The sequence below is a fragment of the Jidongwangia harbinensis genome, assembly GCF_020216025.1.
Lineage (GTDB): Bacteria > Actinomycetota > Actinomycetes > Mycobacteriales > Micromonosporaceae > Actinoplanes > Actinoplanes harbinensis.
The window spans coordinates 1-22931 of the sequence record NZ_JAIWNC010000051.1; the positions used below are offsets into that span (position 1 = coordinate 1).

Below are 22931 nucleotides of genomic sequence, written 5' to 3' on the forward strand. Positions count from 1 at the left end.
CCAACCCGCCACCTCCCTCTCAACAGCCAATATCACCGCCGTTGAGAGTGAGCCTTCGGCAACGACTACCCGCGCACGTGCACCGGTGTGTCGCCGACCCGGTGAACGTTCGTGGTCAGCGCACTAGTGGTGCTCGGCCCGGCGGGCGGCGTCCAGCTCGGAGGCCAGCTCGGCGTCCAGGTCGTGGTGCGCGTGGGTGTGTCCCTCGGCGCTCAGCTCGGCCAGGCCGGCGGCCACGTCCATCTCGGCGATCGCGGCCTCGTGGCCGTCCACCGGCGGCTTGAGGAAGACGAACGTCCGGTACGCCCAGAAGCGGAAGATCGTGGCGACGCCCGCGGCACTCAGCGTCACCACCATGATCAGGAGGGCGTGGTCCTTCTCGTTCAGGCCGCCGCCGTACTTGGCGACCGCGACCGCACCCGACTGGATGATCATCCCGACCAGGTTGAAGCCGAAGAACAGCGTGTACTCGCGACGCAGCGCTGTCTTGGTGTGGTGACGGTACGTCCAGTACCGGTTGGCGAAGTACGCCACCGTGGTCGTGACGACGGTCGCGATGACGGTGGCCTTGACGGCGCCGATCGGCAGCGCCACCCAGGTGATGGCCAGGTAGAGCAGCGTGTTGGCGGCTCCGATGACACCGAACGCGAAGGCCTCGGGGACCAGGCGGCGCAGGCGTTCCGTCAGCAGACGGGCTGAAGGCATTCGACAACCTTACGGGGAGAGGACAAGGGGGATTCCGGTGCGCGAAGCTGCTGCTTCCGGCGTTACATCCGGGGAACGATGTTCGGTGCCGGGACGTCGTCGGTATCGGTGTCCCCGGCACTCTCCGCAACGATCGGCTCGGCCGCGATGGCGGCCGGGAAGACGAAGCGGCGGTACGACCAGAAGCGGAACAGCGACCCGAACGCCGAGCCGATGATCACGCCGGACACGGTGTCGGCGAGCGGGGTCTGCAGCGCCGGCCAGAACTGGCCGAGACCGTAGTGGCTGATCCACAGGCAGACCAGGGCGATGCCCAGGCCGACCGCGTTGAGCAGGAAGAACATCGCGTACTGGCGACCCATGTGGGTGTGTTCGCGGTGCCGCCAGGTCCAGAACCGGTTGCCGGTGAACGCCAGCGTGGTGGCGATCGCGGTGGAGATGGTCTTGGCGGCCAGGGTCTCCATGTCGGCCTGCAGCAGCACGTTGAAGATGGCCGCGTCGATCAGGAAGCAGATGCCACCGACCGTGCCGAACTTGCCCAGTTCGTGAACGAGCCCCCACAGCCGGGTGCGCAGAGTCGTCTGCGGCGGTGAGGAGGCAGGCACGGACCCGAGAGTACCGGCACCCGTCACGGCCTGCTGTTTTCGTTGGCGAGTCTTAACCCGTCGGCCCCGACCGGTTACGTTGCCGGTACGGACGGTGACTGATGGCGTCCACCTCGCTGACCTCCGCGAGCCGGGCCCGGCACTCGGCGCACCAGCCCAGGTGGGTACGCATCCGGGTGGCGTCGCGCGGGGCGAGCCGGCCGCGCAGGTGCCCGCCGAGGTGGTCGCCGGTCCACCGGCAGTCCGGCCGGACCGCGGTCGCCACGTGCTGCTGAAGGTAGAGGCGGCGCAGTCCCTCGCGGGCGCGGTGGGCCAGCACGGCGACCGCGTTCGGGGTCAGGCCCAGGCGCGGCGCGATCTCGGCGGGCCCGGCGCCCTCGATCTCGGTCATCCACAGGATGTCCCGCCACCGCGGCGGGAGCTGGCGGAAGGCGCGGGCCGCGTACGTCCGTTCCAGCCGTTCCAGCGTCGGGTCCGGGAACGGTTCGCCGGCGTCGTACCGGGAGAGGTCGTCGGTGAACATGAGGCGGCGGTCGCGCCGGGCCCGGTGGTAGCTGACGTGCCGCATGGTGGTGTGCAGGTACGCCCGGAACGCGACCAGCGGTCCCCGGCCGGCGCGAAGCGTGGCGAACACCTTGGCGAACGTCTCGGCCACCAGGTCGTCGGCGTCGGCCGGGTCGCTGGCCAGCGCGTACGCCAGCTTTCGGGTCGCCGCCCGGTGCCGCTCGTAGAGGGTTCCGTACGCCGCGGTGTCGCCGGCCCGCACCGCGGCCAGGAGATCGGTGTCCGTGTCGCTGCCCGGGATCGTCATTCCTGCCTCCAGAGCCGGATGTGGGAGGAAAGCCCGATGCCGCCAAGCTTATGACGTTTAGTCCGTTTTGCGAAAGACGGTCATCCGGACTGCGCGGAGATGCGCCCGGCGCCGTAGAAACGAACGTCAACACGCACGGCGACCATCGATTGTGCGGTTGTCCACAGGTCGTACCGCTGAACTGAACGCTTCCTCGGCTTACGCTGAGCGCACTCCCATGACGCAGGCCGGACCACCGGCCCTGCCGTCATTGGTCAACGTCGACCGATAGGAGATCGCCTTGTCCGTTCCCCCCACCTCCCACAAACGCCTCCTGACCTGGATCGACGAGGTCGCCGCCCGGACCAACCCGGACCGCGTGGTCTGGTGCGACGGCTCCGAGCAGGAGTGGACCCGGATCACCGACGACCTCGTGGACAGCGGCGCGCTGGTGCGCCTGGACCCGGCGAAGCGGCCGAACTCGTTCTGGGCGCGCACCGATCCCGGTGACGTCGCCCGCGTCGAGGAACGCACCTTCATCTGCTCGGCCGACCCGGACGACGCCGGGCCCACGAACAACTGGATGGCGCCGGACGAGATGAAGGCGACCATGACCGAGCTGTACCGCGGCAGCATGCGGGGCCGGACCATGTACGTCGTCCCGTTCTGCATGGGATCGCTGGACGCCGAGAACCCGATGTTCGGGGTGGAACTGACCGACAGCCCGTACGTGGTGGCGTCGATGCGGATCATGACCCGGATGGGCACCGCCGTGCTGGCGGCGATGGGTGACGACGCGCCGTTCGTACCCGCGCTGCACTCCGTCGGCGCGCCGCTCGCGCCGGGCGAGTCCGACGTGCCCTGGCCGTGCAACGAGACCAAGTACATCTCGCACTTCCCGGAGACCCGGGAGATCTGGTCCTTCGGTTCCGGGTACGGCGGCAACTCGCTGCTCGGCAAGAAGTGCTACGCGCTGCGCATCGCCAGTGTGGCCGCCCGGGACGAGGGCTGGCTCGCCGAACACATGCTGATCATGAAGTTGACCTCGCCCGCGGGCCAGGTCCGGTACGTCGCCGGGGCGTTCCCGTCGGCCTGCGGCAAGACCAACCTGGCCATGCTGGAACCCACGCTGCCGGGCTGGAAGGTGGAGACCATCGGCGACGACATCGCCTGGATGCGGTTCGGCTCCGACGGCCGGCTGTGGGCCACCAATCCGGAGTACGGCCTGTTCGGCGTCGCGCCCGGCACCGACTTCCACACCAACCCCAATGCGATGCGTACGCTCGCCCGGGGCAACTCGGTCTTCACCAACGTGGCGCTCACCGACGACGGCGACATCTGGTGGGAGGGCATGGGTTCGCCGCCGGAACACCTCACGGACTGGCGGGGCAACGACTGGACGCCGTCGTCGGAGTCGCCGTCGTCGCACCCGAACAGCCGGTTCTGCACGCCGATCAACCAGTGCCCGATCCTGGCACCGGAGTACGACGACCCGCGCGGCGTACCGATCGACGCGATCCTGTTCGGCGGCCGGCGCAAGACGACCGTCCCGCTGGTCACCGAGGCGCGGGACTGGGTGCACGGCGTGTACCTGGGCGCCACCCTGTCGTCCGAGACGACCGCCGCCGCGGCCGGCCGGGTCGGCGTGGTGCGCCGCGACCCGATGGCGATGCTGCCGTTCATCGGCTACCACGCCGGCGACTACTTCCAGCACTGGCTCGACATGGCCAAGGGCGCCGCCGGCGGCGAGGCCGGACTGCCCAGGGTGTTCTACGTCAACTGGTTCCGGCGCGGCGACGACGGCCGGTTCCTGTGGCCCGGGTTCGGGGAGAACGCCCGGGTGCTCAAATGGATCTGCGAACGCCTGGACGGCACCGGCGCCGCCGTGGAGACCCCGATCGGCCAGGTACCCGCGCCCGACGCACTCGACCTGACCGGCCTGGACATCGCACCGGACGACGTGGCCGCCGCGCTGCGCGTGGACCGGGCCGAGTGGCTGGCCGAACTGCCGCAGATCACCGAATGGTTCGACAAGTTCGGCGACAAGCTGCCGGCCGTGCTCTGGTCCGAGCTGGACGCGCTGCGGGCCCGGCTGAACGCCGGCTGACGACGGCGCGCCCGCCCGCATGCTTGGGGCGGGCGCGCACCGGGTAGCTCCGGTACATGACCGACGGCGAGGCACGCCCCGGCGCGGTGCGCGCGCTGACCTGGCTGCTGGTCGCGACCGCGGCGGCCACCGTCGTGGTCGAGGTGCTCAACTACCGGTACGCGCCGGAGCACGGATACGGGTTCGCGGTCCGGACCGGCTGGGCGCTGCTGCGTACCCTCGGCTGGTTGATCCTGATCCGGCACGTCCGCCGGGGCCGGTCCGGTGCCCGGGCGTTCGGGCTGATCCTGGCCGTGACCACGGTCTTCGCGGTCGGCCGGCTGGTGGTACCGCGGACCGGAACACCGCCGTTGCCGGGACTGGCCGGCTTCGCGGTGCTGACCGCGCTCTGCGTCACCGTCGTGGTCCTGCTCTACCGGCATCCCGTGGTCCGCGGTTACCTGGTCCGGCACCCGCGCCGGCTGGTGTTCACCCGCGACGGCATCGGGTTGGTGGAGACGGCGCCGAAGCGGGCACCGGTCGCCGGATGGGTGCTGACCGCCCGGGTGTCGGCCTTCACCTACAGCCCGCTGATCCTGGTGCCCTGCCTGGTCGCGGTCGGCGAGCTGGGCGAGCGGCCGGAGTTCCTGCTGGCCGTGCTGTTCTGGTTCGCGGCCGGCGTCGCGGCCAGCTATGCCGTGCTGCTGAGCACCATCTTCCTGCTCCGCGGCCGGCCGTTCGGGCGGCGGCTGCTGATCTGGGTGAGCGTCGCGGTACTGGTCGTCGACCTGCCGCTGTGCTTCCTGCTGCTGGGTCTGGACGGGCTGGTCCGCGACGGGGCGCCGTTGGTGGCGGCGGTGCTGTTGACGTTCTGGTCGTTGTGGCGCGCGTCCCGTTCCGCGACGCCGGCCGGCGACGCGGAACGCCGGGCCGGCCAGGCGGCGGTTTGACCGGTTCGTCATCCGCGAGGGTTGCGTGTCGTGCACGTCCCGTCTCACTCGGGGCAGCGGGGCGTGTGGAGTTCCGGCGCGGAGCGAGCCGTTGCTGCACAAGGCGTGTGGGGGTGGCGCGGCGTGTCGAGTTTCGGCGTGCAGCGAGCCGTTGCGCTACACGCCTGCCTGGAGGGTGGCGCGAAAGGGCTCATAACCACGTCGGCGTACCAGTGGAGCGCTCCACTGGGCGAACTCAGCGAGGTGGTACGGCGGGCGCTGCACCGCTTGCCATGTGCCGCGGCCACTCTGGCATGCGGCACGGCGGTCCCTCGGCCGACCGGACAATCACCCCGGTCGCCCACGCGCGACGGTTGGTGTTGATTTAGCGGGAGATGATCGGCGGTCCCTTCGCGGATCTTGGAGCCATGGCCAAATCTTGGAGCGAAACTGCCCTCCTGGCGGCCAAGCGCCTCCAAGATCTGCGTCCGGCTCCAAGATCTGCCGCCGCCCCAGTTCCCCGAGCGCAATCCTGCTCAGATCACCTCACGGGAAGCAAAACCGCAACGAGCAGCGTCTGTCCCGGAGGCGATGGGGGCCGAGCGTTTGCCGTGTGGGGGCGGGCGCCGCACGATCAGGGCGTGGGGCACTTTGACGTCGCGGTGGTCGGTGCGGGACCGGCCGGTGCCGCGGCCGCGATCGCGGCCCGGCGGGCCGGTGCGAGCGTGCTCCTGCTCGACCGCGCCGACTTCCCCCGGGACAAGCCGTGCGGTGACGGCATCGCGGCCGAGGCGCTCGACGTGCTGGCCGGGCTGGGCGTCACCGGGATCACCGACGGCTACCCGCCGGTCGCCCGGCTGCGCCTGGTCGGTCCGGGTGGCTCCGCGGTGGCCCGGCCGCTGCCCCGCCCGGCGCACACCGTGCCGCGGCGGGTGTTCGACGCCCGGCTGGTGGCGGCGGCGGTGGCGGCCGGGGCGGAGCTGCGCCGGCACACCGTCCGGAGCGTGCACACGCGGCGGGCGGTGCACCTCGACGACCTGTGCACCGCGGACGTGGTGATCGGCGCGGACGGCGCGAATTCGACGGTCCGGCGGGCGCTCGGTCATCCGGCCAACCCGGACGGGCATCTCGCGGTCGCGATCCGGGGGTACGCCCGATCGGACAACACCGAGCAGCACATCGTCACCACGAGCGCGCGCTGGCCCGCGTACGCCTGGTCGTTCCCGATCGGGGACGGCACCGCCAACGTGGGGTACGGGGAGGTGCGGCGCGGCCGGGCGCTGAGCCGGGCGTACCTGCTGGAGCGGCTGGACCACCTGCTACCGGGCAGCGAACCGGGCGGCCTGCGCGCCCACCACCTGCCGTTGTCCACCCGGCGCCCGCCGCCGGGCCGGGACCGGGTGCTGCTGGCCGGGGACGCGCTGTCGCTGATCAACCCGTTCACCGGCGAGGGCATCTTCTACGCGGTGCTCTCCGGTGCGCTGGCCGGCGCGGCCGCCGCGGGTGGCCCGGAGCGGGCCGCGGCCCGGTACGCCGCCGCGCTGCACCGGCGGCTCGGCCGGCACCTGCGGCACTCCGGCCTGGCCGCGCGGCTCACCCAGCGGCCGGCCGTGGTGGACGCGGCGGTCCGGGCCGCCCGGTCGGATCAGGCGGTATTCGACCGTATGGTGGCTCTGGGGCTGGGTGACGGGGTTTTCGACCTTCGCACGATCGGACGCATCGCGGGTGAATTGACCCGCTCGCGCCCGGTCGGCCCTTGAGCCGGGCCCGGGGCTCGATAGGCTGGGTGTGATGAGTCTGCGTTCCCTGGTCTACGCGTTCTACGAGCGGCGCCTCGCCGGAAAGCTGGCCGGCAAGCCGGTGCCGCAGCATGTCGGCGTCATGTGTGACGGCAATCGGCGGTGGGCCCGTGAGATGGGTTACGTCGACCCCAACGACGGCCACCGGGTCGGCGCGGCCCGGGTCACCGAGCTGCTCGCCTGGTGCGATCAGGCCGGCATCAAGCACGTCACGCTCTACCTGCTGGCCACCGACAACCTGCGCCGCCCGGCCGCCGAGCTGGAGCCGTTGCTGCAGATCATCGAGGATCTGGCGACCGAGCTGGCCGAGGACGGCAACCCGTGGCGGCTGCGCATGGTGGGCGCGCTCGACGTGCTCCCGGCGTCCACCGCGGCCACGCTGAAGGCGGCGCAGGAGCGGACCCGGGACCGCACCGAGGGTGTCGAGGTCAACATGGCGGTCGGGTACGGCGGCCGGCGCGAGATCGCCGACGCGGTGCGTTCGCTGCTGCACGAGCACGCCGCGGCCGGCCGCACCATCGAGGAACTGGCCGAGATCCTCGACGTCGAGCACATCGCCGAGCATCTCTACACCCGAGGCCAGCCCGATCCCGACCTGGTCATCCGGACCAGCGGCGAGCAGCGGTTGTCCGGTTTCCTGTTGTGGCAGTCGGCGCACTCGGAGTTCTACTTCCACGACGCCAACTGGCCGGACTTCCGCCGGATCGACTTCCTCCGGGCCCTGCGTTCGTACGCCAACCGGCAACGCCGGTACGGCGCCTAGCGTCTAGAAGCTCCGCATCCCGTCGGCGATGAACTCGGCGACGGCCTGCGGCGACGCCAGCGTGAGGTCGGCGGCGCTGGACACCTCGGCACCGGTCTCCGGGTTGGCCACCGCCACGCACATGCCGAAGAAGTCGGGCTCCACCGCCTCCCGGGCGCGCAGCGCGTCGAACGCCTTGATGTCGCTCATGTCGTCGCCGAAATACCAGGCGCAGTCGGCCGCCTTCACGCCCTCGCTGATGACCATGCCCTTGTCCTGGTCCACCGGCGGCTTGAGCTCGGCCACCATGCGGCCGCCCTGGGTCTTCAGGCCGAGGCGTTCGGCCTGCTCGTGTGCCCAGGCGTCGACCGTGCCGGCCAGCTGCGGGGCGGTCCGGTAGTGCAGCGCGACGGAGAGCCGCTTGTACTCCACCAGGATCGCGTCGGGCAGCTCGGTGCGGGCGCGCTCGGCCAGGTCGGCCATCGCCGGCACCCAGGGCAGCGCGGCCGGCTCGGTCACCACTTCGCCCTCGTGCCAGACCTCGAGGCCGTACAGCCCGTACAGGTCGACGTGGGACAGCGACGCGAACCGGGAACGCAGGAAGCTCACCGGCCGGGCCGACACGATCGCGACCCGGCTCACCTTGCCGGCCAGTTGCTCCAGGACACCGAGCACTGACTCCACCGGCTGGGAGGCGTCCGGGTCGTCGGTGACCGGCGAGAGGACGCCGTCGAAATCGAAGAAGAACGTCGTGCGCTGCGCATGGTCGGCGGTGAAGCGCCACGCCTCCGCGGGACTCAGCGGATGGGTGGGGCGTGCAGTCTCTGCCACGGCTTTCAGACTACCTGCTCGGGCGAGCACTTTCGGTACGCGAAGTTCTCAACCGTCCCCGGATGGCGCGCCGTGCCGCTTTGTACTACCGCCCGTCGCAGTTGACCGCTAGCGTTCTAGACATGGCAAGGGGTCATCCCTAGCCAGCCGGCCGCCCGGACCTGCGAGAGAAGCGCCACGGGGCCCGCATCCCGACCCCGTGCAACCAGATGGGCGTCGGAGGTGGCGGACCGCGGGCGGACCGGGTTGCACGCCCGCTGGAGCAGGCCTGTGACATCTCGCCGTACCGACGCCGGGGCTACTCACAACCCGGCCGCCAACGTCTCCAGCAGCCGTGCCGGAACGGGGCGCAAGTCCCGCGACCGGCACGCGGACGCGGAGCCCGCCCCAGCGGGACGGGTCTTCGTGCTGGACACCTCGGTCCTGCTGTCCGATCCGGCGGCGTTCCGCCGGTTCAGCGACCACGAGGTGGTCGTACCGCTTGTGGTGATCTCCGAGCTGGAGGCCAAGCGCCACCATCCCGAACTCGGCTGGTTCGCGCGCCAGTCGCTGCGGATCCTGGACGAGTTGCGCATCAAGTACGGGCGGCTGGACCGTCCGGTGCTCTGCAACGACGAGGGCGGCACGCTGCGGGTCGAGCTGAACCACGCCGACCAGAGCGTGCTGCCGCACGGGTTCCGCAACGACGCCAACGACACCCGGATCCTGTCCGTGGCGCTCGGGCTCACCGCGGAGGGCCGCGAGGTCACGCTGGTCAGCAAGGACATGCCGCTGCGGGTCAAGGCGGCGTCGGTGGGCCTGGAGGCGGACGAGTACCGGCACGGCCAGGCCAGCGACCCGACCTGGACCGGCATGGCCGACCTCACCCTGGCCGAGGACGAGGTCAGCCGGCTGTACGCGGGCGAGGAGCTGGAACTCGCGGAGGTGGAGAACCTGCCGTGCCACACCGGCCTGGTCATCCATTCGCAGAACGGCTCGGCGCTGGGGCGGGTCACTCCGGACTCCAGCGTGAAGCTGGTACGCGGTGACCGGGACGCGTTCGGGCTGCGGGGACGCTCGGCGGAGCAGCGGGTCGCGTTGGACCTGCTGCTGGACGAGTCGATCGGGATCGTGTCGCTGGGCGGCCGGGCCGGCACCGGCAAGTCCGCGCTGGCGTTGTGCGCGGGGCTCGAGGCCACCATGGAACGCAACCGGCACAAGAAGGTCGTGGTGTTCCGTCCGCTGTACGCGGTCGGCGGCCAGGAACTCGGCTACCTGCCCGGCAGCGAGTCGGAGAAGATGTCGCCCTGGGCGCAGGCGGTGTTCGACACACTGGGCGCGGTGGTGCACGCGAACGTCATGGACGAGGTGCTGGCGCGCGGCATGCTCGAGGTGCTCCCGCTGACCCACATCCGCGGCCGGAGCCTGCACGACGCGTTCGTGATCGTGGACGAGGCCCAGTCGCTGGAACGCAACGTGCTGCTCACCGTGTTGTCCCGCATCGGTCAGGGCTCCCGGGTGGTGCTCACCCACGACGTGGCCCAGCGGGACAACCTGCGGGTCGGACGGCACGACGGGGTGGCCGCGGTCATCGAGGCGCTGAAGGGTCACCCGATCTTCGCGCACGTGACGCTCACCCGTTCGGAGCGGTCACCGATTGCTGAAGTTGTCACCGATCTACTGGAGGATATCCCTCAGTAATCACCTGCTCACAGGGGTATTTGGTGTCGATTTGAAGGCAACGGCGGCGTGATCCAAGTCACAAGGACACGCCGCCGTTTCACATCGACTTCACGTTGCGCCATGGTGGCTGGCGAGCGTCATCGCAACCCCCCCGGCGATGAAGATCGACCTGGGGGTGTTCCCTGCCCCCAACGAAAGGGATACTTCGTGAATCGGCTCTGGAGCCGGGTCGGTATCCGTGCCACCTCGGTCGGTCTGCTCGTTCTGGGCGTGATCGGTGGTGTCTACATCGGGCAGGACCGCGAGGTCCCGCAGCGCACCTCGCAGTCCCAGCGCGCCGTCCAGCCGCAGGTGAACGAGGAAGTGCTGTTGAAGGCGCGGCACAGCGAGCACGCGGCGGCCCGGGCCTGGCAGCGCCGGGCGGAGGATGCCGCGGCCGCCAAGGCCGCCACCGAGGCGAAGGCCGCGGCCGGCAAGGCCCGGAAGCTGGAGAAGAAGGTCATCGCGAAGAAGGCCGCCGAGAAGAAGGCCAAGGAGGCCGCGGAGGCCAGGAACGAGTCCTCGTCGGGCGGCGGTGGCACGGTGGAGTACACCGGGCCGGTGCCGGAGTCCTGCAACGAGTTCAGTGGCAACCGGGAGACCGGCTGCTCGCTGATGATCCAGGCCGGTTTCGACATCGAGCAGTTCTCCTGCCTGAACAAGCTGTGGGAGCGGGAGAGCGGCTGGAACCACAAGGCCGAGAACCCCAGCTCCGGTGCGTACGGCATCCCGCAGGCGCTGCCCGGCGACAAGATGGCCTCCGAGGGAAGCGACTGGCGGACGAATCCGGCCACGCAGATCAAGTGGGGCCTGGGCTACATCAAGGGGCGGTACGACACGCCGTGCGGCGCCTGGGGTCATTCCGAGGACGTCGGCTGGTACTAAAACTGCAGGACAAAGGGGGTACGCGCTCGGCGCGTACCCCCTTTTCCCGGTCCGGCGATGGTCAAATGTCCATATGGTCCGTAAAGTGGCTTCTTTGCTCCTGCTCGGTGTCCTCGCCACGGCGCTGTCCGTCGGCGAGATACCGGCCCGGGCCGGAGACGGTGCGCAGCCGCTCCGCGAGGTGGTCGGCGGCAACCTGGCACCGCAGGGCCGGTTCCCCTGGATGGTGCGGCTGTCCATGGGCTGTGGCGGTGCGCTGACCGCGCCGCGGGTGGTGCTGACCGCCGGGCACTGCGTGGCCGGCAGCGGGCCGGACACCAGCATCACCGTCACCGCCGGAGTCACCGACCTGACGTCGAGCCGCGCGGTCCGGGCCAGGTCCGTGACCGTGATCCGGGCCGACGGCTTCCTCAGCGAGACCCGCGGCGACGACTGGGCGCTGATCCGGCTGGACCGCGCGCTGAACCTGCCGACGCTCGACGTCACCCAGGCCGGCGTGGGCGGGGACAAGGGTCCGTTCACCATCCTCGGCTGGGGACAGACCAGCGAGGGCGCCGTCCGCCAGGAGCGCCGGCTGCGGTACGCGACCGTGCCGATGGTGTCCGACGCGGCCTGCGCCAAGGCGTACCGGACGGTCGGCGTGCAGCTGGTGGAGAACGAGTCGCTCTGCGCCGGACGCCGCGGCGTCGACACCTGCCAGGGCGACTCCGGCGGGCCGCTGGTCCGCAAGGACGGCCGCGGCCGCTGGACCCAGGTCGGCATCGTCAGCTGGGGCCTGGGCTGTGCCCGCACCGGCTACCCGGGCGTCTACACCCAGCTGTCCGCGTTCCGCGCGGCGATCCGGATCGCCACCCGCCGCCTGAGCTGAGCGGTTGGCGCTGGGGACACGACCTGTAACCATGGGTGCATGGCTTACGGGTTGGACGACGCACGCGAACAGGCGGCGATGAAGTTCGGCACCGAGGCGTTCTACGCCTCGCTGGGCCGCGCCTTCGTCACGATGTGCGCGGTCGTCCCGTTCCTGTTCCTGGTGGAGGTGCTCGACATCGGCCTGGGCGCCGGCTACCTGGACGTGGCCGGCGGCATCATCCCGCGCCGGATCGAGGGCCTGGACGGCGTGCTGTTCAGCCCGTTCCTGCACGCCGGCTGGGAGCACCTGTACGGCAACAGCGTCCCGCTGATCCTGCTCGGCACGTTCGTCCTGGCCGGTGGCAGCAGGCGGTTCCTCTACTCCACCGCCCTGATCATGGCGGTCAGCGGGCTGGGCGTGTGGTTCGTCGGCGACCCGCAGAGCGTGGTGGTCGGCGCCAGCGGCGTCGTGTTCGGCTACCTGGGCCTGCTGTTCGCCCGCGGGTTCGTCGAGCGCAACTGGTGGAACCTGGGCGTGGCCGCGTTCATCGGGTTGCTGTACTGGTACCAGCTCTACACGATCCTGCCGACCGACCAGCCGGTGTCCTGGCAGGGGCACCTGCTCGGGCTGCTCGGCGGCATGGTGGCGGCCGTGCTGTTCCGGCGCCGGCGCCCGCCCGCCGCGCCCCCGCTCTACCCCGGCCCCAACCTCTACGGCGACTAGTCAGGAGGGTGGCGGCACCGCGGGCAGGTGGCCGTCGAAGTCGACCGCCGAGTACATCGCCAGCTTCTCCAGCCGGTGCCAGGAGTCGATCACCCGGATCGTGCCGCTCTTCGAGCGCATCACGATCGACTGGGTGTGCACCCCGCTGGACCGGTAGCGGACGCCCTTGAGCAGGTCGCCGGACGTGACGCCGGTGGCCACGAAGAAGCAGTTGTCGCCGGTCACCAGGTCGTCCGTGGTGAGCACCCGGTCCAGGTCGTGCCCGCCGGCGACGGCCTTCTCCCGCTCTGATTCGTCCAGCGGCCACAGCTTCGCCTGGATCATGCCGCCCAGGCACTTCAGGGCGCACGCCGCGGTGATGCCCTCCGGGGTGCCGCCGATGCCCATCAGCACGTCCACGTCCGACTCGGCGCGCGCCGCGGAGATGGCACCGGCGATGTCGCCGTCGGAGATGAACCGGATCGTGGCGCCGGTGTCGCGTACCTCCTTGACCAGGGCCGCGTGGCGCGGCCGGTCCAGGATGCAGACCGTCACGTCGGACACGCTGACCCGTTTCGCCTTCGCGATGCGGCGCAGGTTCTCGGTGGCGCCGGCGTTGATGTCGATCACGTCGGCGCAGTCCGGGCCCACCGCGATCTTCTCCATGTAGAAGACCGCACTCGGGTCGAACATCGCGTGCCGCTCGGCCACCGCCAGCACCGCCACCGCACCCGGCATGCCCTTGCTCATCAGCGTGGTGCCGTCCACCGGGTCGACCGCCACGTCCACCTCGGGTCCGGTGCCGTCGCCCACCTGCTCGCCGTTGTAGAGCATCGGGGCGTTGTCCTTCTCGCCCTCGCCGATCACCACGACGCCGCGCATCGGGATCGAGTTGATCAGCTTGCGCATGGCGTCGACAGCGGCGCCGTCGCCGCCCTCCTTGTCGCCGCGGCCGACCCACCGGCCGGCCGCCATCGCCGCGGCCTCGGTGACACGGACCAGATCGAGAGCGATGTTGCGGTCGAGATCCTGCGGAATCCGGGCACCGGGCATGTGGCCTCCTCGCGACGCTGCGGGTGTGGGTGACCTGATCCTCACACGGCGCCGGGCACAAAGTCCCGCCCCGAGCGACATGGTTAACAATGGAGAGGTGGAACCCGACGCCCCCGACGCCGACCAGCGGCCCATCACGCTCGGCAAGCGCGAGGGGCGGTCGCCGCGTGACATGGCGCTGTCGCTGGCGGTCCTGCTGATCCCGATCGCGTTGCTGCTCACGTTCTACCGGGTGGTGCTCGACGGCGACGAACCGATCCGGGTCGACCCGGCCCCGGCGGTCCAGGAGGCCCGCTCGGCCGGGGCCTTCCCGGTCGTGCTGCCGGCCGGCCTCGGCGACGACTGGCGGGTGACCACCGCCATGTTCCGCCGCCAGGACGACGGCGCCACGCTGCGCCTCGGCTACGTGGACCCGGGCGACGACCCGGTGCAGCTGGTGCAGAGCAGCGTCCCGGCGGAGACGCTGCTGCCCGCCGAACTGACCGAGGACGCGGAGGTGCGCGGCATGTTCCGGGCGCCGAGCGGCGTGTGGCGGCGCTACGACGCCCGCCCCGGAGAGGCCGCGCTGGTGCTGGCCGAGTCGGGCCGTACGGTCGTGGTGGTCGGCCGGAGCGAGTGGGCGAACCTCGAGGCGTTGGCCAGCTCGCTGTCCTGAATCCGAACTGTGATGCCCGTCCCTGGAAACGGGACGGCGGTGACCATCGACGGTGTTCTACGCTCCGCGCGTCGATTCTCACCCTCAGTACGGAGTATTAAATGAAGTTCGCACGGGGAAAGTTCGCCGTGATGGTCCTGACCACCGCGCTGGGTGCCACCCTGACCGCCTGTGGCACCTCCACCGACGGCGGGAACACCGCTGCGGCGGAGCCGCCGGCCGACCCGAAGGCCGCCCTCACCGCGTCGGCCTCCGGCCTCAAGGCCGGTGACTACGCGTTCATCTCCGAATCACCCGCGGGCAAGGGGAAGGGGGTCGTGCACAAGGACAGCAAGAGCGCCAACCTGACGATGTTCGTCGAGGAGGACGGCATCAAGGGCTCGATCGCCTTCCGGTTCGTCGACACCGACCGCTACGCCAAGTTCGACATGGACACCAAGGCGCTGAGCGCCCAGCTCAAGGACGTCGACACCAGCGACCCCGAGATGGCCGAGATGGTCGAGGGCCTCGAGGACATGGTCGACATGTTCAGCGGCAAGAAGTGGCAGCACGTCGACCTGACCAAGGTCAAGGAGCCCGGCGAGCTCAGCCTCGACGAGGAGAACCCGGACCTGACCGGCGCGAGTGACCTGATCGCCGGCGTGGTGACGGCGGAGGGCGACGCCCGCACCATCACCGGCACGCTGGACGCCACCAAGTCGGACCAGACCAACTCGCCGTGGGACGCCGACGACCTCAAGGCGATGGGCGCCGCCGCGAAGGCGCTGCCGTACACCGCGACGCTGGACGAGCAGGGCCGGCTCACCAAGCTGTCGTTCGAGGCGCCGAAGGCCGGCGAGATCCCGGCCGGCACCTGGTCGGTGACGATCAGCGGGTACGGCGAGCAGACCGCGCAGGCCAAGCCGCCCGCCGACAAGACCGAGGAGATGTCCGCCCAGGGTTACGAGATGCTGAACAGCTGATCGTCAGTCCTGGTCACGCGCGGCCCGGGCGGCGTCGATGCGCTCCCGGGCCCCGTCCAGCCAGCGCTGGCAGACGTCGGCCAGCTTCTCGCCGCGCTCCCACAGCGCCAGCGACTCCTCCAGCGAACTGCCGCCGGTCTCCAGGCGCTCCACCACGGTGGCCAGTTCCGTCCGGGCCTGCTCGTAACTGAGGTTCTCGTCGCTCATTGCCAACTCCCGCTCCGTGGACCGACCGCTCCCGCTCACGCCTGCTCCCGCACCGTTGCCCGCAGTTCGCCGTCGGCAAGGCGTACCCGAAGGAGGTCGTCGGTCTTGACCTCGTCGGCCGCGCGCACCACGTGGCCGTCGTCGCGCTGCACGATCGCATAGCCGCGCTGCAGCGTCGCGGCCGGCGACAGGGCCCGCAGCCGGGCCACGGTGTGCCGCAGGTCGTCGTCCGCGCGGCGCAGCCGGTGCTCCAGGCTGCGCACCGCGCGGTCGCGCAACCCGGTCACGTCCGCCGCGCGCTGCTCGACCAGCAACTCCGGCCGGGCCAGCGACGGCCGCGTGCGCCACGCCTCGATCCGATGCGTCTCCCGGTCGATCAGCGTGCGCACCCCGCGGTCCAGCCGGCGGCGGGCCTGCTCGATCAGCTGCCGCTCCTCGGCCAGGTCGGGCACGATCCGCTTGGCCGCGTCGGTCGGTGTGGAGGCGCGCAGATCGGCGACGTAGTCCACCAGCGGGGCGTCGGTCTCGTGGCCGATCGCGCTGACCACCGGGGTACGTGCGCCGAACACCGCCCGGCACAGCGCCTCGTCGGAGAACGGCAGCAGGTCTTCCACGCTGCCGCCGCCGCGGGCGATGACGATCACGTCGACGGTCTCGTCGTTGTCCAGCACCTTGAGCGCGTCGATGATCTGCGGGACCGCGGTGGGCCCCTGCACCGGCACGTTGATCACCCGGAAGTCGACCGACGGCCAGCGGCGCCGGGTGTTCATCAGCACGTCCCGCTCGGCGGCCGAGGCCCGGCCGGTGATCAGCCCGATCCGCTGCGGCAGGAACGGCAGCCGGCGCTTGCGCTCCCGGGCGAACAGGCCCTCCGCGCCGAGCAGCTTCTTCAGCCGCTCCAGCCGGGCCAGCAGCTCGCCCAGCCCGACCTGGCGGATCTCGTCGGCCCGCAGGCTGAGCGTGCCGCGGGCCGGATAGAACTCGGGCTTGGCGTGCAGCGTGACGCGGGCGCCCTCGGCCAGCTCCGGAGCGCCGGCGTCGAGCACGTCGCGGTGCGCGGTGACGGTGAGGCTCAGGTCGGCCGACGGGTCGCGCAGGGTCAGGAAGACCACGGTGGAACCGGGGCGGCGGCTGATCTGGGCGACCTGGCCGTCCACCCACACCCAGCCGAGTTTGGCGACCCAGGCGCCCAGTTTCTGGCTGACGACACGCACCGGCCACGGCTCGTCGGCCGTGCTCTTCGGCTCGGGGGCTCTCGGCTCGGGCTGGGTCACCCGGTCAGCCTACGGAAGGGGGGTGACCGTCACCGCGCCCGGCGCACCAGGACGACCAGAGCGACGACGAGCATCCCGACGTACGACCACACGAACAGGTTCGCGGCCAGCGCGGCCAGGTCGACGTGCCAACCGCTGTCCTCGGCGAGCCGTCGCGCGGTGTCCGGGTCGTCGGCGATCGCGCCCCGGGCCTGCCAGCGCAGCGGGAAGCCGCGCTCGGCCACGTAGCCGTACATGCAGCACACCCGGGTGGTGCCGGCCGCCAGTCCGGCCGCGGTGCCGGCCAGCGCGGTGCCGGCCGCCGCGGCGGTGGTGGCCAGCGGCGGAAGCGGCAACCGGTGCGGCATGAGCAGGACCAGACCGCCGAGCGCGAGCACCACGCCGACCGTCACGTCGACCACCGGCTGCGGCCCCTCCACGTACAGCAGGGTCCAGGTCAGGCCGGCGACCAGCGACACCGCGCCGAGCGCGGTGCCGAACAGGCCGAGCACCCATCGCCAGACCGCCGGCCGTCCCGCGGTTCCGCGCCGGCCGTCGTCGGCCTCGGGTCGCGGGGCCGGGCCACCGGGCACCTCATTCGCCATCGGACGAGTATGACCGAGGGACGGCGGTGTCTCCGCGTCGTCGCCCGCCCGGCCGGCGGCCCTGGCTGTGGTGCAGATCGCATCCCGGTCGCCGGTCCCGCGGGGCACGTACCATGGCCGGGTGGGCGAATCTCGCAAGCGTGTGCTGTTGGCCAAGCCGAGGGGCTACTGCGCCGGCGTCGACCGGGCGGTGCAGACCGTCGAGGAGGCGCTGAAGCTGTACGGCGCCCCGGTCTACGTGCGCAAGCAGATCGTGCACAACAAGCACGTGGTCACCACGCTTGAGGCGCAGGGCGCGATCTTCGTGGAGGAGAACGCCGAGGTGCCGGAGGGCTCGACGGTGGTGTTCTCCGCGCACGGCGTGGCCCCCGAGGTGCACGACCAGGCGCGGGAGCGCAACCTCAAGGCCATCGACGCCACCTGCCCGCTGGTCACCAAGGTGCACCACGAGGCCCGGCGGTTCGCGTCGGAGGATTACGACATTCTGCTCATCGGTCACGAAGGTCACGAAGAGGTCGTCGGCACGTCGGGTGAGGCGCCCGCGCACATCCAGCTGGTCGACGGGCCGGACGGCGTCGACAAGGTGACCGTGCGGGACCCGGCCAAGGTGGTGTGGCTGTCGCAGACCACGCTGTCGGTGGACGAGACGATGGAGACGGTGGCCCGGTTGAAGACCCGGCTGCCGCTGCTGCAGTCGCCGCCCAGCGACGACATCTGCTACGCCACGCAGAACCGTCAGCACGTGGTCAAGGAGATCGCTCCGGACTGCGACGTGGTCATCGTCGTCGGCTCCACCAACTCGTCCAACTCGGTGCGCCTGGTCGAGGTCGCGCTGGACGCCGGCGCGCGGGCCGGTCACCTGGTGGACTTCGCGTCCGAGATCCGGGACGAGTGGCTGGAGGGCGCCACCACGGTCGGCGTCTCGTCCGGCGCCAGCGTCCCCGAGGACCTGGTCATGGAGGTGCTGGCGCACCTGGCCGACCGGGGCTTCGGCGAGGTGACCGAGTACACCACCGCGGAGGAGCGGCTGACCTTCTCGCTGCCGCAGGAGTTGCGCCGCGACATGAAGGCGGCGGCCGCGGCGCGCGGCACGAGGTAGCCGCTCCGTCACCGTCGGCGAGCTTTCGGGGCGATGCAACCGTTTATCGCTCCGGTGTGGTCATCAGGGTGTCGTCCCAAGGTCGACATCCATTCCGGCCGCACCACGAGGAGATCCCGATGCGACGCGTGCTCGTACCCCTGGCTGCCCTCAGCCTCGCCTTTGTCGCGGCATGTGGCGACAAGGACTCCGGGTCCGCCGAAGCGGATGCGGACCGCGCGGCCGGCGCTCCCGGCGCCACCGGCGCGGCCTCCGTCAGCGAGATCGACGCCCAGCAGCGCGAGTTCGAGAATCTCGTCGCCGACTGCATGAAGAAGCAGGGCTTCCAGTACGTCCCGCGCCCGCTCGAGACGGGCAACTCCGACCTGGGCCGGTTCACCGGCCGGTCGTCGATGCTGGAATCCACGGAGGAGGTCCGCAAGTTCCGGCAGAAGTACGGGTTCGGCCACTACTCCCGGCTGGTGTACCCGAACGACCCCGCGGTCACCGTGCAGGTCATGGACCCCTCGACGAACCCGAACAACAAGATCCGTGAAGGCCTGGACCCGGCCCGCCGCAAGGCGTACGACCTGGCCCTGGAGGGCGCCAAGGCAGACCCGAAGCTCACCGAGGACGAGGCCAAGAAGAAGAAGGACCTCAAGGCGCAGGGCTGCCACGGCGAAGCGTCCGTCAAGGTGTACGGGGACGGCACCGAGGAGGAGGTGTCGACCAAGGAGGCGGAGCGCGCCTACCGGGCCTTCCAGACCGATCCCAAGGTCGTCGCCGCCGCCCAGAAGTACGCGGACTGCCTGCGCGGCAAGGGCTACAAGGTGGACTCCGCCCGCCCCGGCGAGGTCGACGAGGCGATGTCCATGGCCGCGGTGGACGGCAAGCTCCCGATGGACGACTCGACCGGTGCAAAGATCCCGACCGGCGGGGCGGCCACCGCGGCGGTCGGCGGGTCCGCGCCGGTGAGCCCGGAGGTGGCCAAGGCGGCGCTGGAAGTCGAGATCAAGGCGGCGCTGGCGGACCTGGACTGCCGTACCGACTACGCCACCCTGGTCAGGACCAAGCACGCCAAGGCCATGTCCGACGGCATCGGGGTCGGCTGACCGTGCCGTTCGGCCTTCCCCGATCCGGACCCAGCCGGGTCGTCGCCGTGACGACCGCGGTCGCCCTCGCCACGGGGGCGGCCGGGTGGCTGATCGGCGCGCAGGTGCGCTCGCCCGCGGACGCGGCGGCCGCGCACCGGCCGCCGCAGCCGTCGCTGATCACCGTCCCGGTGGAGAAGCGGACGCTCACGGCGACGGTGACCGCGCAGGGCACGGTCGCCTACGGCGCGCCGCAGCCGCTCACGTTGACCGGCTCGGTCGCCACCGGGGCCGGCGTGACCGGTGCGACCCCGCTGATCACCAAGGCGCCGGCGGCCGGCCGTACCCTGCGCGAGGGCGACGTGCTGCTGGAGGTGAGCGGCCGGCCGGTCCTCGTGCTGACCGGCAAGGTCCCGATGTACCGGAACCTGACCCGCGGCAGCACCGGAGACGACGTACGCCAACTGCGATCCGCCCTGCGGCGGTTGCTGCCCGGCCGGGGCGTGTCCCGGTCCGGGCCGCTCGACGGCGGCGCCCTGGACGCGGTGGCGTCCTGGTACGACCGGCGCGGCTACCAGGCGGCCAAGCCCAGCCGCGAGGAACGCAACGAGCTGCGCCGGCTGGAGCAGGCGGTGACCGCGTCGAAGCCCGCCGGCGGTGCGGTGCTCGCCACCGCCAAGGAGGAACTGGCCGAGTTCAAGAAGACGTACGGGATCACCATCGCCAGCGGCGAGGTCCTGTTCCTGCCGAAGCTGCCGGTGCGCCTGACCACCGTGACCGTCAAGGCGGGCGCCCCCGCGTCCGGGGTGATCGGCACCGTGGCCGACCCGACCCTGGTGGTCAACGGCGACGTCGCCAGCGACGACCTGGACCTGCTCAAGGTGGGCATGGCCGCGACCCTGGAACACTCGGCCGGCGGCACCGTCCCGGCGACGCTCAGCGCGCTGGGCGCCGCGGCGGCGCCGGCCGCGCCGGCACCGTCCGATCCGGACCGGTCGTCCGGCGAAGGGCAGGAGGAGGAGGAGGCGCCGGAAGCCACCGGGGGCACGCCGGTCCGGCTGAAACCGAAGAGCCAGAAGAAGCTGACCCGGTACGCCGGGCAGGCCGTCAAGATCACTATCAAGGTCGGCGGCACCGGGCACGCCGTCCTGACCGTCCCGGTCGCCGCCGTGTTCACCTCGTCCGACGGCCAGGCCAGGGTGACCGTCCAGGACGGTTCCGGCGCGGTCCGCGACGTGGCGGTCGAGGCCGGGCTGACCACCGGGGGCAACGTCCAGGTGACGCCGGCCACGCCGGCCGCGCTGCGGGCCGGTGACCGGGTCGTGGTGGGCACCGCATGAGCGACGTCATCGCGCTGTCCGGCGTCGGCCGTACCTTCGCCACCGACCCGCCGGTGCCGGCCCTGGTCGAGGTGGACCTGCGGATCACCCGCGGCGACTACGTCAGCATCATCGGCCCGTCCGGCTCCGGCAAGTCCACGCTGCTCAACATCCTGGGGCTGCTCGACCTGCCGGACACCGGCCGGTACGAACTGGAAGGGGTGGAGACCACCGGACTGGACGACACCGCCCGGACCGCGTTGCGCGGCTCCCGGATCGGCTTCGTGTTCCAGTCCTTCCACCTGCTGGCCCACCGCGACGTCACGGACAACGTCATGCTCGGCGAGCTGTACACCGGCGCGCCCCGGTCCGGCCGGGGCGAGCGGGCGGCCGCGGCACTTGACCGGGTCGGGATGGGACACCGGCGCGACTTCCGGCCCGGCCGCCTGTCCGGCGGGGAACGGCAGCGGGTGGCCATCGCCCGCGCCCTCATCGGCGACCCGGCGCTGCTGCTGTGCGACGAGCCCACCGGCAACCTGGACAGTGTCAACACCGCCGCGGTGCTCGACCTGTTCGAGGAGCTGCGGGCCGGTGGCACCACGCTGGTGGTGATCACCCACGACGAGGCGGTCAGCGCGCGGGCCGACCGGCGGGTACGGATCACCGACGGCCGGTTGAGCGAACTCGACTCGGCGACGGTCGAACTTCCCGTGCTCGGCGCGACCGGCGGCCGGGCATGAGGTGGCTCCGGCGGCGTGGCGGCACCCCCGCCCCGGCCAGCCGGCTGGACCTGCGTGACCTGGTCACCGAGGTGCTCGCCGGGATCGGGACCCGGCCGGCGCGTACCGCCCTGACCATCCTGGGCACGGTGCTGGGCATCGGCACCCTGGTCACCACGCTGGGCGTCTCCGCCACCGCGGGCAACCAGATCGCCGGGCGCTTCGACTCGGTCACCGCCACCGAGGTCGCCGTGGAGATCCCGCCTCGGCTGACCCCGGACTCGCCGCCAACCGTGCCGTGGGCCGCCCTCGGTAACCTGGCGCGTCTCAACGGGGTGGACGCGGTGGCGGCGTACTCGCGCACGGAATCCGGCAAGGAGCCGTCCGTGCGCGCCAACACGCTGCGCGACCCGGAACGGGTCCTGGACCGCGCGCTCCCGGTTCTCGGCGCCACCACGGCGCTGCCCGCCGCCGCCCGGACCGACGTCGCGGTCGGGCGCTTCTTCGACGACGGGCACATCGCCCGCCGCGACCGGGTGGTGGTCCTCGGCGAACAGGCCGCGCAACTGCTCGGCGTCACCCGCATCGACAACCGGCCGGCCGTCTTCATCGGCGGCGCACCGTTCACCGTCATCGGCATCCTCGGCCCGGTCCGGCGCGCCGACCAGCAGGACCTGACCGGCTCGGCGGTCATCCCCTGGACCACCGCCGACGACCGCCTGCACCTCGGCCCGGCCACCACGGTGATCATCACGACGGTCCTGGGCGCCGCGCCGCTGATCGCCGGGCAGGCCCCGATCGCGCTCAGCCCGAACGACCCCGCCGCGGTACGGGTGGAAGCCCCGCCGGACCCCGCCGAGCTACGCACCGGGGTGGCCGAGGACGTCAGCGGCCTGCTGCTCATCCTCGGGCTGGTCTCGCTCGTCGTCGGCGCGCTCGGCATCGCCAACGTCACCCTGGTCACGGTCATGGAACGCACCGCCGAGATCGGCCTGCGCCGGGCCCTGGGTGCCCGCCGCCGGCACATCGCCACGCAGTTCCTCCTGGAATCCACCGCGGTGGGTCTCCTCGGCGGCATCATCGGGGCGAGCGCCGGCATCATCGCCGTGGTCGTCATCAGCGTCACCCGGCACTGGACGCCGGTCCTCGACGCCGGGCTCGCCGGGGCGGCGCCGCTGGCCGGAGCCACCGTCGGATTGCTGGCCGGGCTCTATCCGGCGTTGCGGGCGGCACGGATGCAGCCGGTCGACGCCCTGCGCGGACCGGCTTAGGGCGGGTATCGACGGGCGAGTCGCCTCGCACTCACGAGTCCACCGAGACCCCGGGTTCCAGCGGGTGCGCAGCGGCGTGCCGGGCCACCTCCG

23 protein-coding genes are annotated in these 22931 nt (G+C 71.6%); 15 read left to right on the top strand and 8 right to left on the bottom strand.

Annotation, left to right across the window (positions count from 1 at the left end):
- Positions 1 to 123: 123 nt before the first annotated feature.
- The 3 genes from LDL48_RS38185 to LDL48_RS38195 form a co-directional block, all read right to left on the bottom strand.
- Complete coding sequence (locus tag LDL48_RS38185; protein WP_225260051.1) at positions 124 to 705, bottom strand: GtrA family protein; 582 nt, start codon at positions 703 to 705, stop codon at positions 124 to 126.
- Positions 706 to 767: 62 nt separating this feature from the next.
- Positions 768 to 1310, bottom strand: a complete 543-nt coding sequence (locus LDL48_RS38190) for a GtrA family protein (protein ID WP_225260052.1) — start codon at positions 1308 to 1310, stop codon at positions 768 to 770.
- Positions 1311 to 1362: 52 nt separating this feature from the next.
- Positions 1363 to 2121: a sigma-70 family RNA polymerase sigma factor gene (locus tag LDL48_RS38195; RefSeq protein ID WP_225260053.1), complete on the bottom strand. Its 759-nt coding sequence runs from the start codon at positions 2119 to 2121 to the stop codon at positions 1363 to 1365.
- Positions 2122 to 2401: 280 nt separating this feature from the next.
- On the opposite strand from LDL48_RS38195, the gene LDL48_RS38200 reads away from it, so the two are divergent.
- The 4 genes from LDL48_RS38200 to LDL48_RS38215 all read left to right on the top strand — a co-directional run bounded on the left by LDL48_RS38200 (position 2402) and on the right by LDL48_RS38215 (position 7677).
- Positions 2402 to 4207, top strand: coding sequence for a phosphoenolpyruvate carboxykinase (GTP) (locus LDL48_RS38200; RefSeq protein WP_225260054.1), 1806 nt, complete (start codon positions 2402 to 2404; stop codon positions 4205 to 4207).
- Between the two features lie 56 nt (positions 4208 to 4263).
- Positions 4264 to 5136, top strand: a complete 873-nt coding sequence (locus LDL48_RS38205; RefSeq protein ID WP_225260055.1) for a hypothetical protein — start codon at positions 4264 to 4266, stop codon at positions 5134 to 5136.
- A 620-nt stretch (positions 5137 to 5756) separates the two neighbouring features.
- Positions 5757 to 6875, top strand: a complete 1119-nt coding sequence (locus LDL48_RS38210) for an NAD(P)/FAD-dependent oxidoreductase (RefSeq protein WP_504786604.1) — start codon at positions 5757 to 5759, stop codon at positions 6873 to 6875.
- A gap of 31 nt (positions 6876 to 6906) precedes the next feature.
- Positions 6907 to 7677: an isoprenyl transferase gene (locus tag LDL48_RS38215; protein ID WP_225260057.1), complete on the top strand. Its 771-nt coding sequence runs from the start codon at positions 6907 to 6909 to the stop codon at positions 7675 to 7677.
- A gap of 3 nt (positions 7678 to 7680) precedes the next feature.
- Here the strand turns inward: LDL48_RS38215 and otsB are convergent, their stop codons facing one another.
- Positions 7681 to 8487: a trehalose-phosphatase gene (gene otsB, locus LDL48_RS38220; RefSeq protein ID WP_225260058.1), complete on the bottom strand. Its 807-nt coding sequence runs from the start codon at positions 8485 to 8487 to the stop codon at positions 7681 to 7683.
- Between the two features lie 270 nt (positions 8488 to 8757).
- Between otsB and phoH2 the strand changes: the two genes are divergently transcribed.
- From phoH2 to LDL48_RS38240, 4 genes are all read left to right on the top strand, one after another.
- A complete protein-coding gene (phoH2, locus tag LDL48_RS38225) occupies positions 8758 to 10167 on the top strand; it encodes an RNA 5'-3' helicase PhoH2 (protein WP_225260059.1) in 1410 nt (469 codons plus the stop codon).
- 189 nt (positions 10168 to 10356) lie between these two features.
- Positions 10357 to 11073: an aggregation-promoting factor C-terminal-like domain-containing protein gene (locus tag LDL48_RS38230; RefSeq protein ID WP_225260060.1), complete on the top strand. Its 717-nt coding sequence runs from the start codon at positions 10357 to 10359 to the stop codon at positions 11071 to 11073.
- Positions 11074 to 11158: 85 nt separating this feature from the next.
- Positions 11159 to 11941, top strand: coding sequence for a S1 family peptidase (locus LDL48_RS38235; protein WP_225260061.1), 783 nt, complete (start codon positions 11159 to 11161; stop codon positions 11939 to 11941).
- A 39-nt stretch (positions 11942 to 11980) separates the two neighbouring features.
- Positions 11981 to 12646: a rhomboid family intramembrane serine protease gene (locus tag LDL48_RS38240; protein WP_225260062.1), complete on the top strand. Its 666-nt coding sequence runs from the start codon at positions 11981 to 11983 to the stop codon at positions 12644 to 12646.
- On the opposite strand, the gene glpX is transcribed toward LDL48_RS38240, so the two are convergent.
- Positions 12647 to 13678, bottom strand: a complete 1032-nt coding sequence (gene glpX / locus LDL48_RS38245; protein WP_225260063.1) for a class II fructose-bisphosphatase — start codon at positions 13676 to 13678, stop codon at positions 12647 to 12649.
- A gap of 97 nt (positions 13679 to 13775) precedes the next feature.
- On the opposite strand from glpX, the gene LDL48_RS38250 reads away from it, so the two are divergent.
- Positions 13776 to 14333 (top strand): DUF4245 domain-containing protein, encoded by a 558-nt coding sequence (locus tag LDL48_RS38250; protein ID WP_225260064.1) that lies wholly within the window; start codon positions 13776 to 13778, stop codon positions 14331 to 14333.
- A gap of 101 nt (positions 14334 to 14434) precedes the next feature.
- A complete protein-coding gene (locus LDL48_RS38255) occupies positions 14435 to 15295 on the top strand; it encodes a hypothetical protein (protein WP_225260065.1) in 861 nt (286 codons plus the stop codon).
- A 3-nt stretch (positions 15296 to 15298) separates the two neighbouring features.
- Here LDL48_RS38255 and LDL48_RS38260 read toward each other — a convergent pair whose 3' ends face one another.
- Genes LDL48_RS38260 through LDL48_RS38270 form a run of 3 tightly spaced genes read right to left on the bottom strand, consistent with a single transcriptional unit; the run spans position 15299 to position 17360 of the window.
- On the bottom strand, positions 15299 to 15502 hold the full coding sequence (locus tag LDL48_RS38260) for an exodeoxyribonuclease VII small subunit (RefSeq protein ID WP_225260066.1): 204 nt from the start codon (positions 15500 to 15502) through the stop codon (positions 15299 to 15301).
- A gap of 35 nt (positions 15503 to 15537) precedes the next feature.
- The gene (gene xseA / locus LDL48_RS38265; protein ID WP_225260067.1) at positions 15538 to 16776 is read right to left on the bottom strand and encodes an exodeoxyribonuclease VII large subunit; all 1239 of its coding nucleotides are present in this window, start codon (positions 16774 to 16776) and stop codon (positions 15538 to 15540) included.
- A 29-nt stretch (positions 16777 to 16805) separates the two neighbouring features.
- On the bottom strand, positions 16806 to 17360 hold the full coding sequence (locus LDL48_RS38270) for a hypothetical protein (protein WP_225260068.1): 555 nt from the start codon (positions 17358 to 17360) through the stop codon (positions 16806 to 16808).
- Between the two features lie 76 nt (positions 17361 to 17436).
- On the opposite strand from LDL48_RS38270, the gene LDL48_RS38275 reads away from it, so the two are divergent.
- From LDL48_RS38275 to LDL48_RS38295, 5 genes are all read left to right on the top strand, one after another.
- Positions 17437 to 18459 carry a 4-hydroxy-3-methylbut-2-enyl diphosphate reductase gene (locus tag LDL48_RS38275; protein WP_372472288.1) on the top strand — a complete coding sequence of 341 codons (1023 nt, stop codon included), beginning with the start codon at positions 17437 to 17439 and terminating at the stop codon, positions 18457 to 18459.
- 119 nt (positions 18460 to 18578) lie between these two features.
- Positions 18579 to 19550 carry a hypothetical protein gene (locus tag LDL48_RS38280; protein ID WP_225260070.1) on the top strand — a complete coding sequence of 324 codons (972 nt, stop codon included), beginning with the start codon at positions 18579 to 18581 and terminating at the stop codon, positions 19548 to 19550.
- Between the two features lie 47 nt (positions 19551 to 19597).
- Positions 19598 to 20869 (top strand): efflux RND transporter periplasmic adaptor subunit, encoded by a 1272-nt coding sequence (locus LDL48_RS38285; protein ID WP_225260071.1) that lies wholly within the window; start codon positions 19598 to 19600, stop codon positions 20867 to 20869.
- Complete coding sequence (locus tag LDL48_RS38290; RefSeq protein ID WP_225260072.1) at positions 20866 to 21588, top strand: ABC transporter ATP-binding protein; 723 nt, start codon at positions 20866 to 20868, stop codon at positions 21586 to 21588. Before LDL48_RS38285 ends, LDL48_RS38290 begins: the two co-directional genes overlap by 4 nt.
- Positions 21585 to 22838, top strand: a complete 1254-nt coding sequence (locus LDL48_RS38295; protein WP_225260073.1) for an ABC transporter permease — start codon at positions 21585 to 21587, stop codon at positions 22836 to 22838. The genes LDL48_RS38290 and LDL48_RS38295 overlap by 4 nt, the downstream gene beginning before the upstream one ends.
- The last annotated feature ends 93 nt before the right edge of the window (positions 22839 to 22931 follow it).